13 protein-coding genes are annotated in these 17,122 nt (G+C 63.1%); 6 read left to right on the forward strand and 7 right to left on the reverse strand.

Translation table 11 applies throughout. The features are described 5' to 3' along the window. Nucleotides 1-7: 7 nt before the first annotated feature. The 3 genes from YH3_RS13180 to YH3_RS13190 are packed head-to-tail and all read right to left on the reverse strand — an operon-like array spanning nt 8 to nt 1,334. Nucleotides 8-652, reverse strand: coding sequence for a TetR/AcrR family transcriptional regulator (locus YH3_RS13180; protein WP_054188290.1), 645 nt, complete (start codon nt 650-652; stop codon nt 8-10). After that, the gene (locus YH3_RS13185) at nt 640-903 is read right to left on the reverse strand and encodes a hypothetical protein (protein WP_007730221.1); all 264 of its coding nucleotides are present in this window, start codon (nt 901-903) and stop codon (nt 640-642) included. Before YH3_RS13185 ends, YH3_RS13180 begins: the two co-directional genes overlap by 13 nt. Then, a complete protein-coding gene (locus YH3_RS13190) occupies nt 900-1,334 on the reverse strand; it encodes a hypothetical protein (RefSeq protein WP_054826733.1) in 435 nt (144 codons plus the stop codon). The genes YH3_RS13185 and YH3_RS13190 overlap by 4 nt, the downstream gene beginning before the upstream one ends. 140 nt (nt 1,335-1,474) lie before the next feature. Between YH3_RS13190 and YH3_RS13195 the strand changes: the two genes are divergently transcribed. After that, nucleotides 1,475-2,803 (forward strand): diacylglycerol kinase family protein, encoded by a 1,329-nt coding sequence (locus tag YH3_RS13195; protein WP_064075088.1) that lies wholly within the window; start codon nt 1,475-1,477, stop codon nt 2,801-2,803. On the opposite strand, the gene YH3_RS13200 is transcribed toward YH3_RS13195, so the two are convergent. The 3 genes from YH3_RS13200 to YH3_RS13210 all read right to left on the reverse strand — a co-directional run bounded on the left by YH3_RS13200 (nt 2,784) and on the right by YH3_RS13210 (nt 9,205). Further along, nucleotides 2,784-4,169 carry an FAD-binding oxidoreductase gene (locus YH3_RS13200; RefSeq protein WP_064443557.1) on the reverse strand — a complete coding sequence of 462 codons (1,386 nt, stop codon included), beginning with the start codon at nt 4,167-4,169 and terminating at the stop codon, nt 2,784-2,786. The two genes, YH3_RS13195 and YH3_RS13200, sit on opposite strands and share 20 nt — an antisense overlap. Before the next feature lie 118 nt (nt 4,170-4,287). Further along, nucleotides 4,288-7,683, reverse strand: a complete 3,396-nt coding sequence (locus tag YH3_RS13205) for a BTAD domain-containing putative transcriptional regulator (protein ID WP_082920587.1) — start codon at nt 7,681-7,683, stop codon at nt 4,288-4,290. Between the two features lie 76 nt (nt 7,684-7,759). Beyond that, a complete protein-coding gene (locus YH3_RS13210; RefSeq protein ID WP_064443558.1) occupies nt 7,760-9,205 on the reverse strand; it encodes an MFS transporter in 1,446 nt (481 codons plus the stop codon). 173 nt (nt 9,206-9,378) lie between these two features. On the opposite strand from YH3_RS13210, the gene YH3_RS13215 reads away from it, so the two are divergent. From YH3_RS13215 to YH3_RS13230, 4 genes are all read left to right on the forward strand, one after another. After that, complete coding sequence (locus tag YH3_RS13215) at nt 9,379-10,038, forward strand: response regulator (protein ID WP_050654977.1); 660 nt, start codon at nt 9,379-9,381, stop codon at nt 10,036-10,038. Further along, nucleotides 10,035-11,729, forward strand: coding sequence for a two-component system sensor protein (locus YH3_RS13220; protein ID WP_030536202.1), 1,695 nt, complete (start codon nt 10,035-10,037; stop codon nt 11,727-11,729). Before YH3_RS13215 ends, YH3_RS13220 begins: the two co-directional genes overlap by 4 nt. Before the next feature lie 74 nt (nt 11,730-11,803). Further along, a complete protein-coding gene (locus tag YH3_RS13225) occupies nt 11,804-12,481 on the forward strand; it encodes a GAP family protein (protein WP_039973162.1) in 678 nt (225 codons plus the stop codon). 25 nt (nt 12,482-12,506) lie between these two features. Then, nucleotides 12,507-14,081, forward strand: a complete 1,575-nt coding sequence (locus tag YH3_RS13230; RefSeq protein ID WP_007730260.1) for a carboxylesterase/lipase family protein — start codon at nt 12,507-12,509, stop codon at nt 14,079-14,081. A gap of 4 nt (nt 14,082-14,085) precedes the next feature. On the opposite strand, the gene YH3_RS13235 is transcribed toward YH3_RS13230, so the two are convergent. Continuing rightward, nucleotides 14,086-16,044 (reverse strand): BTAD domain-containing putative transcriptional regulator, encoded by a 1,959-nt coding sequence (locus tag YH3_RS13235; protein WP_039973148.1) that lies wholly within the window; start codon nt 16,042-16,044, stop codon nt 14,086-14,088. Nucleotides 16,045-16,174: 130 nt separating this feature from the next. Here YH3_RS13235 and YH3_RS13240 point away from each other — a divergent pair, with 130 nt between their 5' ends. Then, a complete protein-coding gene (locus YH3_RS13240) occupies nt 16,175-17,053 on the forward strand; it encodes an alpha/beta fold hydrolase (protein ID WP_064443559.1) in 879 nt (292 codons plus the stop codon). Nucleotides 17,054-17,122 lie beyond the last annotated feature (69 nt).

Raw genomic sequence — 17,122 nt, forward strand, 5'->3', positions numbered from 1 at the left:
TGCGATCCTACCGATCGTGAGCAGAGCGATCGGAGGGTTCGGCCGCGAGGGAAGTCGGCCACGCAACGCCCAACGCGCGCATGATGAACGGGACGGTGGTCGCTACGACGGCGTCCACTCGGTCGCCGGCCATGAGCATCGGGCGTCGGCTTTCCACGCAGGCGAGGATGAGTTGCGCGGATGCGGCAGCATCGGAATCGACAAAGACACCGGCGTCGACACCTTCCTGGACGAGCTGTTCGACCAGAACCGACAGCGGGACAATATGTTCGAGGAAACTTTCGCGATCCTGCGCTGACAACAATTCGACCAACGCGATTCCTGTGAATCGTTGCAGTGAGAACTCGACGAGTGTCAGTTTGACGAGGATTTCGAGTCGGTCCACAGGATTCTCGCGGTCCGCGAGTTCACGCTCGGCCAGGAGTAGGAATCTATCCATCTCGCGGGTGGACCAGGCGAGCAGTAACGCGGATTTGTCGGGGAAGTAGTTGTACACCGCTGTCCGCGAGACGCCGGCCGCCTGGGCCACCGTCTGCAGCTTCACGTTCTGCCAGCCCTGCTCGTGAAGTTCGCGAATGAACGCGTCCAACATGGCTTCTCGGGTGGCGATTTTGTGCTCAGCGGTTGTCGCACCACCGGTCAACTTCGGCATGGTCGATCCTCCTGGGTCTGATTCACGGTCACGGGGAGGTCGAACAGGTCCGCAACAAGGCGCGGATCACCTTGCCACATCGAGACGGGTGCGAGCATCATCTGCTGCGCGATCGAGCGTACGGATCGGCAGACCTCTTGCTCTTCGGCGAGTGTGAGCGTCGTGCGTTTGCGCAATCGCTCCATCTCCGCGGTAGTGAGATCAGTGATCCATTCCTCAGCTGCAAGCGAGAGGGGTGAATCCGGTGTCACGACCGATCCAACTCGGCACTGGAGAACCGCGAAGTCATCACGGACAGCGTGATGACGGCGACGACCGAGACGGCGTGTGCCGCCGCCAGCCAGAGCGACTCGGGTGCGTGTTTGTGAAGGGTGGGCGCCATCAGCATGGCCATGAGGAGGGCGAGACTCGACAACATCGCGGGACCGTTGGGGCGGCCGACAAGCAGGCTGACCAGAAGAACGAGCGCGACGACGCTGCACGCCACATCTACAGGCGGGTACGTGGCCGGAACGATTCCGCTGACAGTGTCGGTGAAGTTCAGCCCGATCGACACCAATTGTGCGAGACCTGTCGCGCCGGCCAACCAGGCCGTCCAACGCAGTCCGTGGAGTCCGGCTTTCCGAATGCCGGTCAGGGTTCCTTCGGCGGATTCCCACGCTTCGGACGTCGGTGTTGTCACGGCTACTCCTTTTTATGACGAGGTGTCGTCATAAAGTAGCAGTGCGCGATCGCGAGATTCTTGCCGGTAGGTGACTGGCCTGCTTCGAAGGGATAGCGTCGAAGTACCGGCCGAAATGACAATCGCGGGGAGGTGGCTCGATGACGACCTCTGCCCACACGGATCGGCCCTCGTCGAAACAGAGTTGGTTGGCGCGCGCAGCCTTCGCGGCCCTGGTTCTTGCAGTCGCGGTGCTCCTGATCTTCGCCGGACTGAAAACCTTGACCATGCTGATCCTGGGAATCGGTGGGGTGGTCGTGTGCGTCGTAGCCGTGTACTGGTTTCTGACCACCCGCGGATTCCTCCGCTGGCTCTCGTTGGCCGTGGCGGTTCTGACGCCGATCGTGGTGCTCACCTTCCTGGTCCGAGAACGCCTCCTGTGGGTGGTGCTCCTTGCGATCGGGTTGTTCGTCGTAGCCGGTATCTTCGCTCGCACCGCCTTGGAGGGGGAGGAGAAGGAATTGCCGGTTGTCGAGCGAACTGCACCGCCGCCCGTCAAACCGTTCTTCGTGATGAACCCGAACTCCGGTGGTGGCAAGGTCGAGAAGTTCGACTTGAAACGCAAGGCCGAGGAACGGGGGGCCACGGTCGCACTGCTCGAGGGGCCCGAGAAGATCGACGTGACGGCCTTGGCCAGGCAGGCGGTCGCGGACGGCGCCGACCTACTCGGTGTTGCCGGTGGCGACGGAACGCAGGCACTGGTTGCTGCTGTCGCGGCCGAACACGACCTGCCCTTCCTCGTCGTCAGTGCGGGAACGCGCAACCACTTCGCCGCGGATCTGGGGCTCGATCTCGAGGATCCATCTCGGTGCCTCGACGCGCTCGTCGACGGCGTCGAGGTCACGGTGGATCTGGGAAACGTCGGCGGTCGAACTTTCGTCAACAACGCATCGTTCGGGGCGTACGCCGAGGTAGTCCAGAGTCCGGAGTACCGCGACGCCAAGACCAGCACCTTCTTGCAGATGCTCCCGGATCTCCTCGCCGGACGTGCCGGAGCGGTGCTGACCGCGCGCTCCCCGAGCGTGTCCGCGGTGGGTCCACAGGCTGTGCTGGTCAGCAACGGCCCGTACGAGATGAACGACCTGGCGGGGCTCGGTCATCGGCCGCGATTGGACCGGGGCACTCTCGGAATCGTCGCGATCTCCGTCAGCAGTGCCCGTCAGGCCATCGGGTTGCTCCATCGGGCGCATCAACACGGTCTGGCTCAGGGCACCGGATTCGAGGTGATCGTCGACGCCGACACCGACGAGATTCCGGTCGGCGTCGACGGCGAGGCGCTGGTGATGCCAACTCCGGTCAGATGCACGGTCAGTCCGCAGGCGCTGAGGGTCAGAGTCCCCCGAGATCGACCGGGTATCCGTCGCCCCCGGCACGCCTGGGATCTGGTCCGGTTGCGAGAGTTGGCGAAGTTCAGGAGATCCGGCGCATGACCTGACCGACGGCCAGGACTCCCTGCGGATCATGCGTGTCCGCCAAAGCGCTCAGCCAGTGAGCGGTGTCCTCGTCGTAGGTGCGGGCGATCTTCTCCGGGTCGACGCTCGGCGCGAAGTTGGGCAGTGCATGCCCGTTCGTCCATGGCGCCATCGTTCGTCCGAGAGTCTCGGCGTGCGGGACTACCGCGTCGACCATTGGTGGGGCAAGAACTCCGACGGTGAACAGCGAGAAGGCAGCGTCACGATGGCAGAAGGCGCTGCGGTGCTCAGGTTCCCGTGCGAGGGCGCCCCCGAGGAGACGTAATTCGACGACGGTTTGGGGTGAACCGGATCCGGGGCCGGCAGTGGCCAGCAATGCGTCGACGGCCTCGTGTGACAGCTCGTTGGTCAATGCCGTGGATTCGTGCGTCGGCATCGGGTCGACGGGATCGGCGTGCACTGCCCCGAGGGCGGCATAAGGCAGCACACCGACTGCGTCGATCAAGGGCGTTGCGATTGAACGGATTCGGTCGATCAGTGACTTGGCATCGGATTCCTCGGCAAGACTTGCGAATCTGACCGCGACGGTGAGCCTGCCGGCCAGCGGTGGCGGAACCTGTGGAAGGGGTGGAAGTTGCAGAAAGGCAAGAGAGGTCGAGCTGTGCTCAGGCAGGTCGGCGCACCAGTCCAGCCAGGCGTGCGCGACCGCGCTTGCATCTGCGCCGTCGAAATAGAGTGCACCGCCGTAGAAGTGGGTGACCGGTAGTAGGTCGATCTCGATGGCTATGACAATGCCCAGTGTGGCCTTGCCGCCGCGCAGTCCCCAGAACAATTCGGCATGTTCGTCGGGGGTGACATGAATGAGTTCGCCACTGCCGGTGACGATGTCGAACGAACGAACGTGATCCGACGAGAGCCCGTACGTGCGCACCATCGGGCCGATGCCGGCGCCGGTGAGGAAGCCGGCGACTCCGACCGTGGGTGAAGAACCTGCCAGTGGCGCCAAGCCGTGGGGTGCGGCAGCGTCGATGACGTCCTGCCAGATCAAGCCCGCGCCGATTCGGGCAGTGCGGTTTTCGGGGTCGACGACGCACTCCGTGAGCCTGCCGGTGTGGACGAGGAGAACGTCACTGCCGAGAGGGACCGCGCCGTGGCCGGTGCGCTGAACACCGACGCGCAGACCCAACTTCGCCGCGAATCGCACCGTTGCGACAATGTCTTGCGCGCTCTCGACTGCCACCACAGCGCCAGGCGCGACGGGAACCGCTGCATTCCACGGAATCGCCAACTCGTATCCCGTTTCGCCAGGCAGGGAAACGGAGCCGGTCACCTCTGCGCGCAGTGATTCGACCGCGGCGTCGAGCGTGGGGGTTTGAAGGTTCATGGTCTTCCTTTCCTCATCCGTCTTTCGGTCAAGGGAAGGATGTCCGAACAGGCTTGGGTGGTTCTTGACGTATGTATCCCGAGCGGATCCAAGTTTTATCCAAGCGCATTCTCGCAGTTCAGGGCCATGTCGATCGCGCTCGTTCAGCTACGCCCCGCATACCGAGTGTCTCCGATTCGGCCGCCACTTCCGTCAGCTCCCGTTCACGTTCGGCGGACGGCTCTCGGAGCTGCGCCCGAAGCAGTCGACAGCGCAGCAGTGTTGGTGCTCCGCCGGAGCCAGTTGCGATCTTCTCGGCCTGATCCAGGAGAGTCGATGCCTGCTCGACGTGACCGAGAAGCGCGTGCAGCCGAGCGGAGGCTTCGGCGACCGAGCCCAGTTCACCGACATGGCCCACCGTTGCGATGCAGCCGGTGTGTGGCGAGAGTAGGTCGATGAACGTGTCGGCGTATTCGACCAGTTCCAGATCTGCCACGACGCGTGCAAGTAGTGTCTGGTGTCCCAATGTCGTCCACGTCTGTGGCCCGCGATTGATCAGCCACTTCTTGATGCCTTCGGAAGTGGCCTCGCGCTCGCCTCGGGCGGCGTCGATGGCGATGGTCCACGAATCAGGTTCCACGACACCGGGATCAGATTCTGCCAACGCACCTCGCTCCCATTCCAGAGTGTTGAACGCCAGATCTGCGCTGCCAGCCGTGTACAACTCCGTTTGCAGATGGATCTGCCTGGCCGTCTCGTACTGCCGGCGGGCTTGCGCGAAGTCTCCGTACCATTCGGCGAGAGTTGCTTCCATCCAGCGTAATTGGACCCGAACCACCGGGAGTCTCAGTAGCTCGCAGCCGATGATCCCCTGCCTGACGTGTTTGACGGCAGCATCGACATTGGCCAGATTCATCTCCGTCATGCTCGCGACGGCGTGTGCGACGACGCTGTCGACACGCGATTGTTGGTGCGGCAGTTCGAAAAGCTCGCGCAGTAGGCGCATGGACTCCGCGCTGTGCACCGCGACTCCGGAGAAAAGCAGAATCCGTCCGAGCAGCGCGTCCGCGATCACATCCGGATCGTCGAGTTCGCGGGCGATGTCGAGAGCACGGGCGCTCCATCGATTCGGGATCTCGGCTTCGGGGTGGTAGCAACTTCCCACCGCCAGCGCAGCAAGAACCCGTGCGTGAGCTGACCTGTCGTTCTCGACCAAGGGCTCGACCGCCGCGAGCCGTTCGAGCAGTGGTCCCGGATCGGTACCGTAGGAAACCCACGGCCACGCACCGGCGGCCCGAAGTAATGCGCCTGCCAATCGTCCGACGGCGGAGGTTCGCCCCTCCCGAACAGCCTCGAGGAGACCGGCATTGACGACGTCGAGAACTGTCTGCCCTCGACCTGCGCGGGCGAGGGCCTCGACTCTGGCCACCAGCAGGTCGTCCCGATCGTCAGCGGATTGCTGGGACACCGGAAGTAAGTCGAACGCGCGGACAGCTGCCTCCCACCACTCGGCCGCGGTCTCCGAACTCCACCGATCGGTCGCATCCTGAGCTGCAGCCGTGCATGCCTCCAGAACGACGAGTGGATCGACCAGGGGAAGTGCCGACATCAGATGTTGCGCGCGGCGGCTCAGCCGGTCCGGATCGGAGGAATTTTCGAGCACTTCGGCAACTCGGGCATGTATCCGCTGGCGACGAAGCGTGGGCATCGCTTCGAGGACTTCGTCTCGGAGAAGGCCGTGAGCAAAGACGTAACCGCCGTTTGTCGAGTCCGCGACGATGATTCGTTCGTCAGCAGCCGCGTCGAGATGGTCGGCGAGAGTGTCGACATCGAGACGGGTGGCTGCGGCCAGTGTGTACACCTCGATGGCGTCGCCGATAACTGCGGCAACCCGAAGAGCGTGCAACACTGCCGGTTCCACTGCGGCAAGCCGTCGACCGAGGACAGATCGAACGGCGACGGGGATGCCGTCGCCCAGTCGCTCGTTCCGGGGAAGCCTGGCGTACTCCGAGACGAACAGCGGGTTGCCGCCGGTTCGTTCCGCCAGGGTTCGCGCCTCCGCGTCGTCGAGCGTGTCCCCGGAGACGCACCTTGCGAGTGTTGCAACCTCGCCCTGCGCGAGCGCCGGCACAATCATGGTTCGGTTTCCTTCGCCGTGGAGTACGGCTTCTTCGAACTTGCGCACTGCCGGCCCGACTTCCGAGTCTCGGAGCGTCGACACGAACCAGACTCTGGCACTGGTCATTGCGCCGACCAGGTAGGTCAGGCAACGAAGGGACGTGGGATCGGCCCATTGAATGTCGTCGATGACGACGGTCAACAGTGCATCTTTCGCCGCAGCTTCGATGGTGGTGCGAACCCGTTCGTAGACGGCAAATCTCGCTTCGTCCGGATCGATGTCCGTCGGCGGCGTCAGTACGAAATCGGCGTCGGCTCCGAGTTCCCGAACCAGTCGGCGGATCGGCCACCACGGCGGCGTTCCGTCGTCCTCCGGGCAACGTGCCCAGACGGTGGCTCCTCGAATGGACGTTGTTCTCGACGAACACTCCTCGGCGAATCGTGTCTTGCCGATGCCGGCGGGGCCGGTCAAGATCAACCAGCGAGGTGAGCCACGGCGAACGTCGTCGAGCATCTTGTCGGCGACAATCGTCTGAGCGTCGCGCCCGACGAACAAGCGTGAGGAATCCGTCTCGGGCATCGCTGCTACGGCTGGGGGAGAAGCCGGGACCGAAACTTGTTCGGCCCCCGTCCATCCCGGAGTGCGCGGCCAGGCGGCCAGGCCGGGTTCGTGGCGCAGGATCGCGCCTTGCAATGCTGTCAGCTCCCCGCCGGGCTCCAGTCCCAGCTCGGCGTCGAGCCGAGACGCGTGTAATCGAAACTGTTCCAAGGCTTCCGGTGACCTGCCCGCCCGATGCAGGGCAACCATTCGCAGCCAGCAGGTCCGGTCGCGGAACGGGTACTCGCCACAGAGTTGAGCAGCTTCGACCAGCGCGGGTGCCAGGCGCCCCAGAGCCAGAAGCGCCGTTATCCGGGTCTCCCGGCACTCGGTCCGCACTTCCTCGAAGGCTGCGGCTTCCACCTCCACCCAGTGCGCGTCGTTCAGGTCGTCCAGAAGCTGCCCCCGGACCGAGGCGAGGGCACGGTCAGCGGTCGTCAAAGCCTCCTGCCACCGTTCGTTCTCAGCGTGTTGTCGCGCCGTTTCGGCGTCGTCGAGAAACACCGACAGATCGACGTCTGCCGGAGCGACCTCGAGGACATAGCCCGGCGATTGACGCACTATCGGTGACGCCGTACCGGTTTCGACGCGTAGCGCTCGGCGCAGGTTGGAGATATACGCCTGGATGCTTGCCATCGCACTCGCCGGTGCGTCGTCGTGCCAGAGAGCATCGATCAGCCGGTCGGTGGAGACGACGCGACCACGGTTGAGCAGTAGAACGGCAAGGACCGTTCGTTGTTTTCGAGGGCCCAGATCGATCACGTCGCTCGTCGCCGGACCCCGTGCGACCTCCAACGGCCCGAGCAGTCGATAGATCATCCGTTTCCCCTCGTACCTGCGGACGCAGGACGGTTCGATTCTAAGGAGCGAAATTCATACATGCAGGACAAAACGGTCAACTAGTTCTCGTCAACATCTGCTCGGATTCCTCGGAAAGAGTCTGGTTGACGCTGGTAGTGCGCAGCGTCGCCGCACAGACCAACGCACCGAGAGCTGCGATGAAGGCTGCGACAAACAGAGCCAACCGAAGTCCACCGACAAACTCGTCCGGTGATCCGCCGGGCAGCATCGACTGCGCCGGAAGGAAGGCGCCGAGCACGGCAACCCCGACTGCGATGCCGGTCTGCCGGAACGCGTCGTTGATCCCTGCGGCCAATCCGGAATGGTTCGAAGTGCTTTCGCCCAGAACCAACCCACTCATGACGGGGTTGAACACCCCGGCCCCCACGCACGCGACAACAAATCCGGGAAGTATCGCGTACGGCGAACTGGTCACGTCGACGACGGTCATCATGACCAGCCCCACCGAGACGAGTAGAAGCGAGCACGTCAACGAGACCGAGACGGGGATGCGCCCGTCCAATTTCGCGGTGGCGCCCGCGACGACGAACATCGCTATCGTCGCCGGTAGATACAGCAGGCCGGCGTCCACGGGAGACAGATGCAGCACGTTCTGCAGGTAGATGGTCGTGTAGACGAACACCGCGAACAGGGAGGCGGAGATCGAGAACGCTGCGATCTGCGCTCCGGCGAAGGCCCGATTGGCGAGCAGATGCGGGGGCAGCATGGGCTCGGTGGTACGAAGCTCGTGCAGGGAGAAACCGATCATGGCGGCCGCGGCGATCACCGCGGCGATCATCGGCTGCGGCTCGAACCACCCATCCTCGTTACCGCGTAACAAACCGAACACCAGAGCTGCCAGGCCGGTGGACACCAGAATCTGCCCGGGCACGTCCGCGCGGCGAGGCCGAGGATCGCGTGACTCGGGAACCCACCGCACCGTCATCGCCAGTGTGATCAACCCGATCGGAACGTTGATCAAAAAGATTGCGCGCCAATCCAACAACTCGGTGAGCAACCCGCCCACCAGTGGGCCGACGGCAAACGCGCCCCCGATCGTGGCGCCGTATGCAGCCAGAGCAGTCGCGCGCTGGGGACCCTTCTCGAACACGTCCGCCAGCAAGGCAAGTGAGCAGGCGAAGAGTACGGCACCGCCGATACCCTGAGCGGCCCGCGCGAGGTCGAGCACCCAGATGTTCGGCGCCAGAGCGCAGAACAGAGATGCCGTGGTGAACCACAGGATGCCGATGATGAAAACATGGCGTCGACCCCGTCGGTCTGCCCACGATCCGGCGCTGAGAACCACCGTCGCCAATGCCAGCGTGTACGCGTCGATCACCCATTGCAGGGCGCTGACTCCGGTATCGAGATCGGATGCGATCGACGGCAGGGCGGTGTTGACGACGGCGATGTCGAGCATGAGCATTGCGGTGCTCACGCATACTGCCAGCAAAGTGGCTCGTCGTACTGCGGTGTTCTTCGGGGTGATCGGTGCGGTCATGGCCCGTCCTGATGGTCGAAGGGGTGTGTACTCGGAACACCCTGCGCTCCGACGCTTGGGACATATCGGGCGAAATGCTTGGAACCCGCATGGTTGATAACTGCCGTGTTACTCGGAATCCGTCACCACCTGCTCGGTCGAATACGCACTCTCCCAACGGTTAATCTCTGGTCATGGAGACCAGCCAGTGGGTGCGACGGGTGTTGGTGGTGGAAGACCAACCACTGATGCGTGCGCTCGTCGGTGACACGCTCACACACGCCGGGTTCGTGGTCCATACGGCCGGATCGGCGGTCGAAGCGCTCACGGAGTTCGACGGATTCGATCCTGACCTCTTGGTCACGGACATCGACCTTGGCGTGCGGCCGAACGGCGTCGATCTCGCGAACATCGTCACCGTGAAGGCTCCGCATTGCGCGATCGTGTTCCTGACGAACTACCCCAACGCATCGACAGCGCCAGGTTCTGCGGGTGTGCCGCCGAAATCGCTGTTCGTGGACAAGGCGGCTGTCCAGTCGGCGGATCAGTTGATCGGCGTAGTGGAGGCCGCGTTGACGGAAACCGAGCCACCGACGCTCGGGAGTGATCCGGACTCCGCCTTGTCGAGCCTCACCAGATCACAGCTCGATCTTCTGCGTTACATCTCGCTCGGGTGGTCGAACAGCGCAATCGCAGCGCATCGTGGGTCCTCGATCCGAGGTGTGGAGAAGCTCATCGCGCGCACTCTCGAGAGCCTGGGATTGACGCACGATTCGTCCACCAATCCGCGAGTGCTTGCTGCGAGTATCTTCATCCGCCATTTCGGTGTGCCCGAAGTGACCGACTCGGTGTGAACCCGCGCGAGTGGTGGCTTCGTCTCGGTGATCGGAACATCGTCACCAAGTGGTCCTGGATTCTGACGCTGCCGTTCGCGGTGACCGTGATGGCCAACTACTACCTGTGTACCGGGGTGCGCGAAGTAGGCGTGATGGCAGTCGGCGCCTTCGCGACCCACTGCGTTGTCGGGGTGATGCTGCTGATGGCGAGGGCTGTTCTTGCAGCACACCGATCGCAGCTCGCAGCCCTGGCCCTGTTCGCAATGATCGGCGCGATCCGCCCGTTCGTCCTCGACGCGATCACCCGCTCGCTCGAACTCCCCGTCGACCCCAGACCGATGCTCGTCCGTGTGGCACTCAACGTCGTGTGCAGCGTTGTCTTCTTGTCGTTGACCGCCGTACTGGTAAGCGCTCTCCGTGACCGCCTCGCGCTGCAACGGAGTTTGAAGGTTGCCGGGGCCGCCGTCCAACTCCAACAGACCCGGGATCGATTCCGCCTCGGCCAAACCCGTGCGCAGTGTCGGCGAGAGCTCGAGCGCAGTATCGAGACGGTCATGCACGCGGTTGCTGAAACGGAACTCGAGGGAGTGCGAGGAGCAGCGCTCTTGAAGCGAATCTCGGACGACGTGGTTCGCCCGATGAGTCATCGACTGTTCCGGGAGATTCCCCCGATCGAATCACCGACGCCGACTGTGCGGCTGACGGCGAGAGATCGACTGATCGGCGTCGTACGCAGTGTTGAACCGGCGCCACTGTACGTACCGGTGTTCGCGTACACGGCACTGGTGACCGTCTACCTGCTCACGACTTACGGCGTGACGTTCACGGCGGTCCAGCTCGGCGTCGGTTTCTGGCTCTTCGTCGGTGGCAATGCGTGCGCTCGCCGAGTTGTCAGCAGCGGAGACGGCCCTCTGAGACGGATCGCGACTCTTTCTGCGGTGTACTGCTCGAGTGCGCTGATCAGCAGTACCGCCACGTGGCTGCTCCTGACGGTGTTCGGCCGTACCCCGACTTTCTATCTCTCGTCGATGGCCGTCTACCCGTTGGTTGCGCTGTCCGTCTGCCTGATCAGGGCTGCGGATACGCAGCGTCAGGACGAGGAGCGTCAACTCCGCAGTGCCCTGAGCCGGCAAGCGCTCGATGCAGCTCGTATCCATGCCGAGCTCATGCACACCCGACGTGGACTGGCCAGGTTGTTGCACTCGTCGGTGCAGGGCGAACTCGTAGCGGCCGCATGGTCTTCGGGCGCCGTTGCCGGTCGCCCAGTCGATGTTGCGGCAACCATTGCCCACATTCTCGACGGCTTGGAAAGCGACCTGTCTGCGTCATCCGATCAGCCGGCTGACTCCGATGCCCGAAAGCGTATCGATGATCTTGTCACGGTGTGGCGCTACGCAATTCCGGTCGTCAGTCACGTCGACGACGAAGTCTGGGCGGTGATCGGTTCCGGCTCCGCTCGGCTCGACAGCGTGGTGGAGATCCTGTCGGAGGGACTGACCAACGCCGTGAAACACGGTGCAGGAGGGCCCGTCTTCCTCGAGGTGACACTCGCCGATGCTCGGGCGGTAGTAGTGCGGATCAGTTCGCCGGGTCGGATGCCGGTGGCACGGGACTCAGGGATCGGGCTTGAATCGCTCGCCGGTACGGTAACGTCCCTCGAACTTGTCGAAGAGGAAGACCGGGTGGTCCTCACAGCCGTGCTTCTGTGACACCGTGAGTGGCGATGTCGTGGAGGCCGAACGTTTCGCCAATGGCCGGATTGGCCGCTTGTACGGTCGCAGAAATGGAATCGATTACTGCGCAGCTCATCCCACTCGCCACCGGCGTCGTCATCAGCCCGATTCCTCTGGTTGCGATCATCGCGATCCTGCTGTCCACTCGGGCGAAGGCAAATGCATGCGCGTACACCGCGAGCATCGTGCTGGCCGCGACAGCGATCACAGCAGCGACGGCACTTTCGACCACCGGAGTGGAATCGAAGTCCAGCGGCAGCGCGCATACCGTCCAGACGGTGTTCGCCGTCGTGTTCACTGTCGGTTTTCTGGCGCTCGCATACTCGAGTTGGCGTAGCCGTCCGAAAGACGATGCCGAGCCGGCGATGCCGTCGTGGCTGGCGCAGATCGACTCGATGCAACCGGCCAAAGCCGCGGTCCTGGGACTGTTGTTGACCGTACCCAACGCGAAGAACCTGCCGCTCGAACTCAAGGCAGGTTCGATCATCGGTGGCGGGCACCTCGGCTGGGTATCAGTGATCGCGTACTCCGTCCTGTTCGCGGTAGGGGCGTCCATCGCCTTGATCGTGCTGTCAGCATTGGCTGCCGTGCCCTCGGCGAAGGTGACCGATGCACTGAGCGCCACCAAAAGCGCTCTGATCAGCCACAATGCAGCAATCATGACCGTTTTGTTCCTGATGCTGGCAGCATTGGAACTCTCGCACGTTGTCGAAGCCCTGTCGAAGTAGCAACTTGTTTTCGAGGAGAAATCGAATGACGATCACACCCAGCGAAGCGCCGGTAGTCGAGACAACGTACGGGCCGGTTCGAGGATCGACGAAAGGCTCGGTGTCGAGTTGGAAGGGGATTCGTTACGCGGCACCTCCGGTCGGTCCGCTGCGATTTCGCGCGCCGGTTCCGCCGAAGCCATGGACCGAGGTCCAGGACGCAACAGAATTCGGACCGTGTGAGCCGCAAAGTCGACTCGCGATGATCCCGCTCGGTGAGAACGTTCCGATGGACGAAGACTGCCTGTTCCTCAACGTGTGGGCACCGGGCCCTGTCGGTTCTGATGCGCCGGGTAAACCGGTGATGGTCTGGATTCACGGCGGAGCGTATTTCCGCGGAGCGTCCAGCCAACCACTTTTCGACGCAACCACATTGGCTGAGAACGGCGACGTTGTCGTCGTCTCGATCAACTACCGCATCGGTGTGTTCGGCTTCGTCGATTTCTCGTCCTTCAATTCGAGTGAACATACCTTCGAGCCCAATGTCGCTCTCCGCGACATGATTGCAGCGCTGCAATGGGTTCAAGGCAACATCGCGGCTTTCGGTGGCGATCCCGACAAAGTGACGTTGTTCGGCGAGTCGGCAGGTGGCGGCGCGGTGACGACGCTGATGACCGTCCCGTCCGCTCGCGGCCTGTTTCATCGCGCTATTGCCGAAAGTTCGCCCGCCACTTCGGTGTACGGTAGTGAACGTGGTGAGATCGTCGCGAAGCTGTTTCTCGAGATCTTCAGCGGCGGAAGCGATCTGGGTCTGTTGCGGTCCACGTCTGCCGAAGACTTGATCGGGCCGTCAGACGAACTGTTTGCTCGCGTCCCCCAGGAGACGCCTGGCACTTTGGCGTTCGCGCCGATCGTCGACGGTGATCTGCTCCCTGACTACCCGGTGCGCGCGTTCCGTCACGGCAATGCACACCCGATTCCGCTGATCATCGGAACCAACAAGGACGAATCTTCGCTCTTCCGGATGATGAAGTCGCCGTTGATGCCGATCGATCCCGTCGTGATCACGTCGATGTTCGCGGAGATCGCCGACGAGCATCCAGGACTCGAGCTACCGGATCATTCTCAAATCGAAGGCGCGTATTCGGGACTGTCCAAGCTGGGCGCCGGTCTCGGTTTGACCCGTGATTTCGGATTCCGGCTGCCTACGTTGTGGATCGCCGAAGCGCACAGCAAGGTTGCGCCGACGTGGTTGTATCGCTTCGACTACGCGCCGCCGATGCTCAAGGCGCTGAAGATCGGTGCGACCCACGGCACCGAACTTGCCTACGTCTTCGGCAACATCAACCACGGGGCACGAGACATCACCTACAAGTTGGGTGGCTTGAGCGCGGCGCGTCATGTCTCTGAGCGCATGCAGGCGAGGTGGTTGGACTTTGCCAGAGCTGCAGGCGATTACGACGCCGGGGACGATCGCGAACTGGGTGCGGACCCGGGGTGGCCCACTTACGACACCGACACACGCTCGACACTGTTGATCGACAAACGCGATGCCGTCGTCGCTGATCTCGACCGCGAGATCCGGGAGGCGTGGGGTGAGACGGTGATTGCATTCACCTGACGGTTCAGCCCTGCTCCAATTCGGCCAGGTAGTGCGAGACGGGTCCCACGGTGAGCATTCCGCTTCCGGCGCCGGCTATTTCGGCGGCGGCAGGTAGGAGCGCCGCTCGCGCACGCTCCTTGACTCGACGGTCGCCGACTGCAGTCGCCGCTGCGGCAGTCAAGCACCACAGTGCCTCGGAGAGTAGGTCTTCGGGCGGGTCCGGCAATGCCTCGACGGCCTTCGCTGCTTCGTTCGTCTGCCCCTGTGCGATGAGCAGGTGTGGCCGGGCCCAGGGTTCGTAGGGGCCCCACTGCGTGGTCGGGTCGAAAATCGCCGGCAGTCCCCGCCATACGCGGAGGGCGAGAATTGCGAGAGGGAGTATGCCGTCCGCGAGACCCGGCATGCCGGCATCGGAAAGATTGACCGCCGCAGCTTCGTACAGCTTCTCGCAGTGCGCGGCCGCCGCGCCGGCAGCGGCAGTACGCACAGCGCGAAACCAGGTGGTGAACACCGCTGCCAACGGGCGTTCGTGACGTCCGGCCAATCGATCAACCGTCTCGGAATGTAGCTCGGCTGCATCGAATTGCCCAAGGGCGCTGAGGGCTTGCATGCGGATCAGATGGCCGAGGATCTCGAAGGTAGCCAGGCCGTGTCGAATGGCGAGGTCGACCAGTTCACGGCCGATGTCGTCGCGCTCGGAGGCCAGACCGTTAGTCCAGAACGTCTGCATGAACAATCCGTTCAGAGCGAAGGCCAGGAGCCCTGGATCGTCGAGAGCGCGACCGATCTGTACTGCGGCACGGGCACATTCGAGACCGTGATGACCGGGCAGTCCGCGCGATTCGAGTGCGATTGTCGCCAACAGTCTCGCCCGAGCGGGTTCGTTGCCGGCCGGAAGTCGATCGAGAGTGCGCTGAGCGGCCTCGACGATCTGCGTAGCCTGCCGAGGATCGTCGGATCGCGTCCAGATCCCGGGCACGTCGTAATTGCCGATGATCCGCGCGGTGAGTTCGACGTCGTCCAATTGTTCAGCGGCGCCGATGATTGTCAGTCGTTGGTTTCGGGCAGTCTCGAGTCCGCTTCCGCCCGCAACTGCCAAACTTCGGAGGAGGCCGACGGTTGACTCCAATCTCGATTTCGATCCTGCCGCTACGGTCCGGTCGTACGCTGCCGAAACCTGACTGAAGATCTGTTCTGCCCCTACAGGATCCAGGCGGGTTTCCCGGCGGAGAATGTCGGACTCGAGGTCGTTCAGTCGTGGACCAGGGTCGATGCCCAACTCTTCGGCGAGTAACTTCCGTGCGCGACGTAGGACTGCCAGAGCATCGCCTTGACGATCGGACCGGTACAGCGCCAGAGCGAGTAGTCGCCAACCCTCCTCGCGCCAAGGGTGTTCCGTCACGTGGGCATCCAGATCGGGAATCGCTTCGGCAGCTCGCCCGAGATCGAGCTGCGCGGATGCCAAGCGTTCGACGGCAGTCAGACGCAGTTCCTCCAAGCGTGATCGCTCCGTTCGGGCCCAAGGCTCGTCGGCGAACTCCGCGTAGGCCGGCCCTCTCCACAGCTGCAGCGCGGTTCGGAGCAGTTCGAGTGATTGCGCCGGCGTCGAATCTGCGGCTTCTCGCACCAGTCTTTCGAATTCCCAAGCGTCGACCGCGTCGGGTGCTGCATGAAAGGCGTAACCGGGCCCTTTGGTAACAATGACTTTCGGCTTCTTTCGCGGCGCGCGATCCGGTTCGAGCGCACGCCTCAATGCGGAAACGAACGTACGTATTGCGCTGGTAGCGCCGGACGGAGGATCGACCCAGAGGTCGTCGACAATCACGTCCACGGGAACAACACGTCCGCGGGCGACGACGAGACGAGCGAGGACCGCTCGGTGTCGTGGACCCTTCAGATCGATCTGGTGTGAAGACTCGTTCCACGCGACCACGGGTCCGAGCACTCCGAAAGCCGGGGCTTCAAATGTGTGGTCTCGCATTTCCCCACGCTATCGCGCTCATCGAACGCTCATCGACTGCGGCGAAGCTGATTGCCATCACCCCGACCTGCCATCACCCCGACCTGCCATCACCCCGACCTGCCATCACCCCGACTAACGAGAGCGATCGATGACTATCACCATTCCAGGCTTCGACTACCAGCAGATTTCCACAGCAGACGGAGTGCGGCTCAACGTCGCGGTCGGCGGAAGCGGAACACCACTCGTCCTTCTGCACGGCTTCCCTCAGACTCACCTCATGTGGCGTCACGTAGCCACTGCCTTGGCGTCGGATCACACCGTCATCTGCCCGGATCTACGCGGATACGGAGCCAGCGACAAACCGGTCGAGGAAAACCCGGACACCTACTCCAAACGAACAATGGCTGCCGACATCGTCGAGGTGGCCAGGAAATTGGGACACGAGAAGTTTGCCCTCGTCGGCCACGATCGTGGCGCACTGGTTGCCGTCAGAGCGGGACTGGATCATCCGGATGTGATCACGCAACTCGGCTCGCTGGACGTGCTCCCCACCCTGGATATGTGGGACATCCTGCATGGATCGAATGCTGCTGTGGCGTTCCATCTCTATCTCATGGCTCAGCCACCTGGTCTTCCCGAGCAGATGATCAGCGCCAGCGCCGATGCGTTCTTCGAGTACTTTCTCGACGTGTGGACGCAGAACCGCGAAGCGATTCCGGTAGACGTGCGGGCGGAATACCTGCGCGCCTCACGGGAGGCGGTGCCGTCGATCGTTGCCGATTACCGGGCGTCGGCAGGCATCGACATCGAACACGATCAGTCCGATCGGGAGGCGGGCAACCAACTGCACATGCCGGTCACGGTCATTCAGCAGGACTGGGGCTCGATGCTCGGCTACGACGCCGACGCCCTGTGGAAAGCGTGGGCGCCCGATCTCGAGCACCGCACGCTGTCCGCAGGTCACTTCATGGCAGAAGAGGCGCCTGCCGAAGTGGTCGAGGCGATCCGGACCCTACTCGAGAGGTAGTTTTGACGCTTCTCGGCTGTCGAGGTACTGGCGAGCGCATCACGTGCGTCGCGAATGGACGAGGGGGAT

The sequence above is a fragment of the Rhodococcus sp. YH3-3 genome, from assembly GCF_001653035.1.
Classification (GTDB): domain Bacteria; phylum Actinomycetota; class Actinomycetes; order Mycobacteriales; family Mycobacteriaceae; genus Rhodococcus_F; species Rhodococcus_F qingshengii.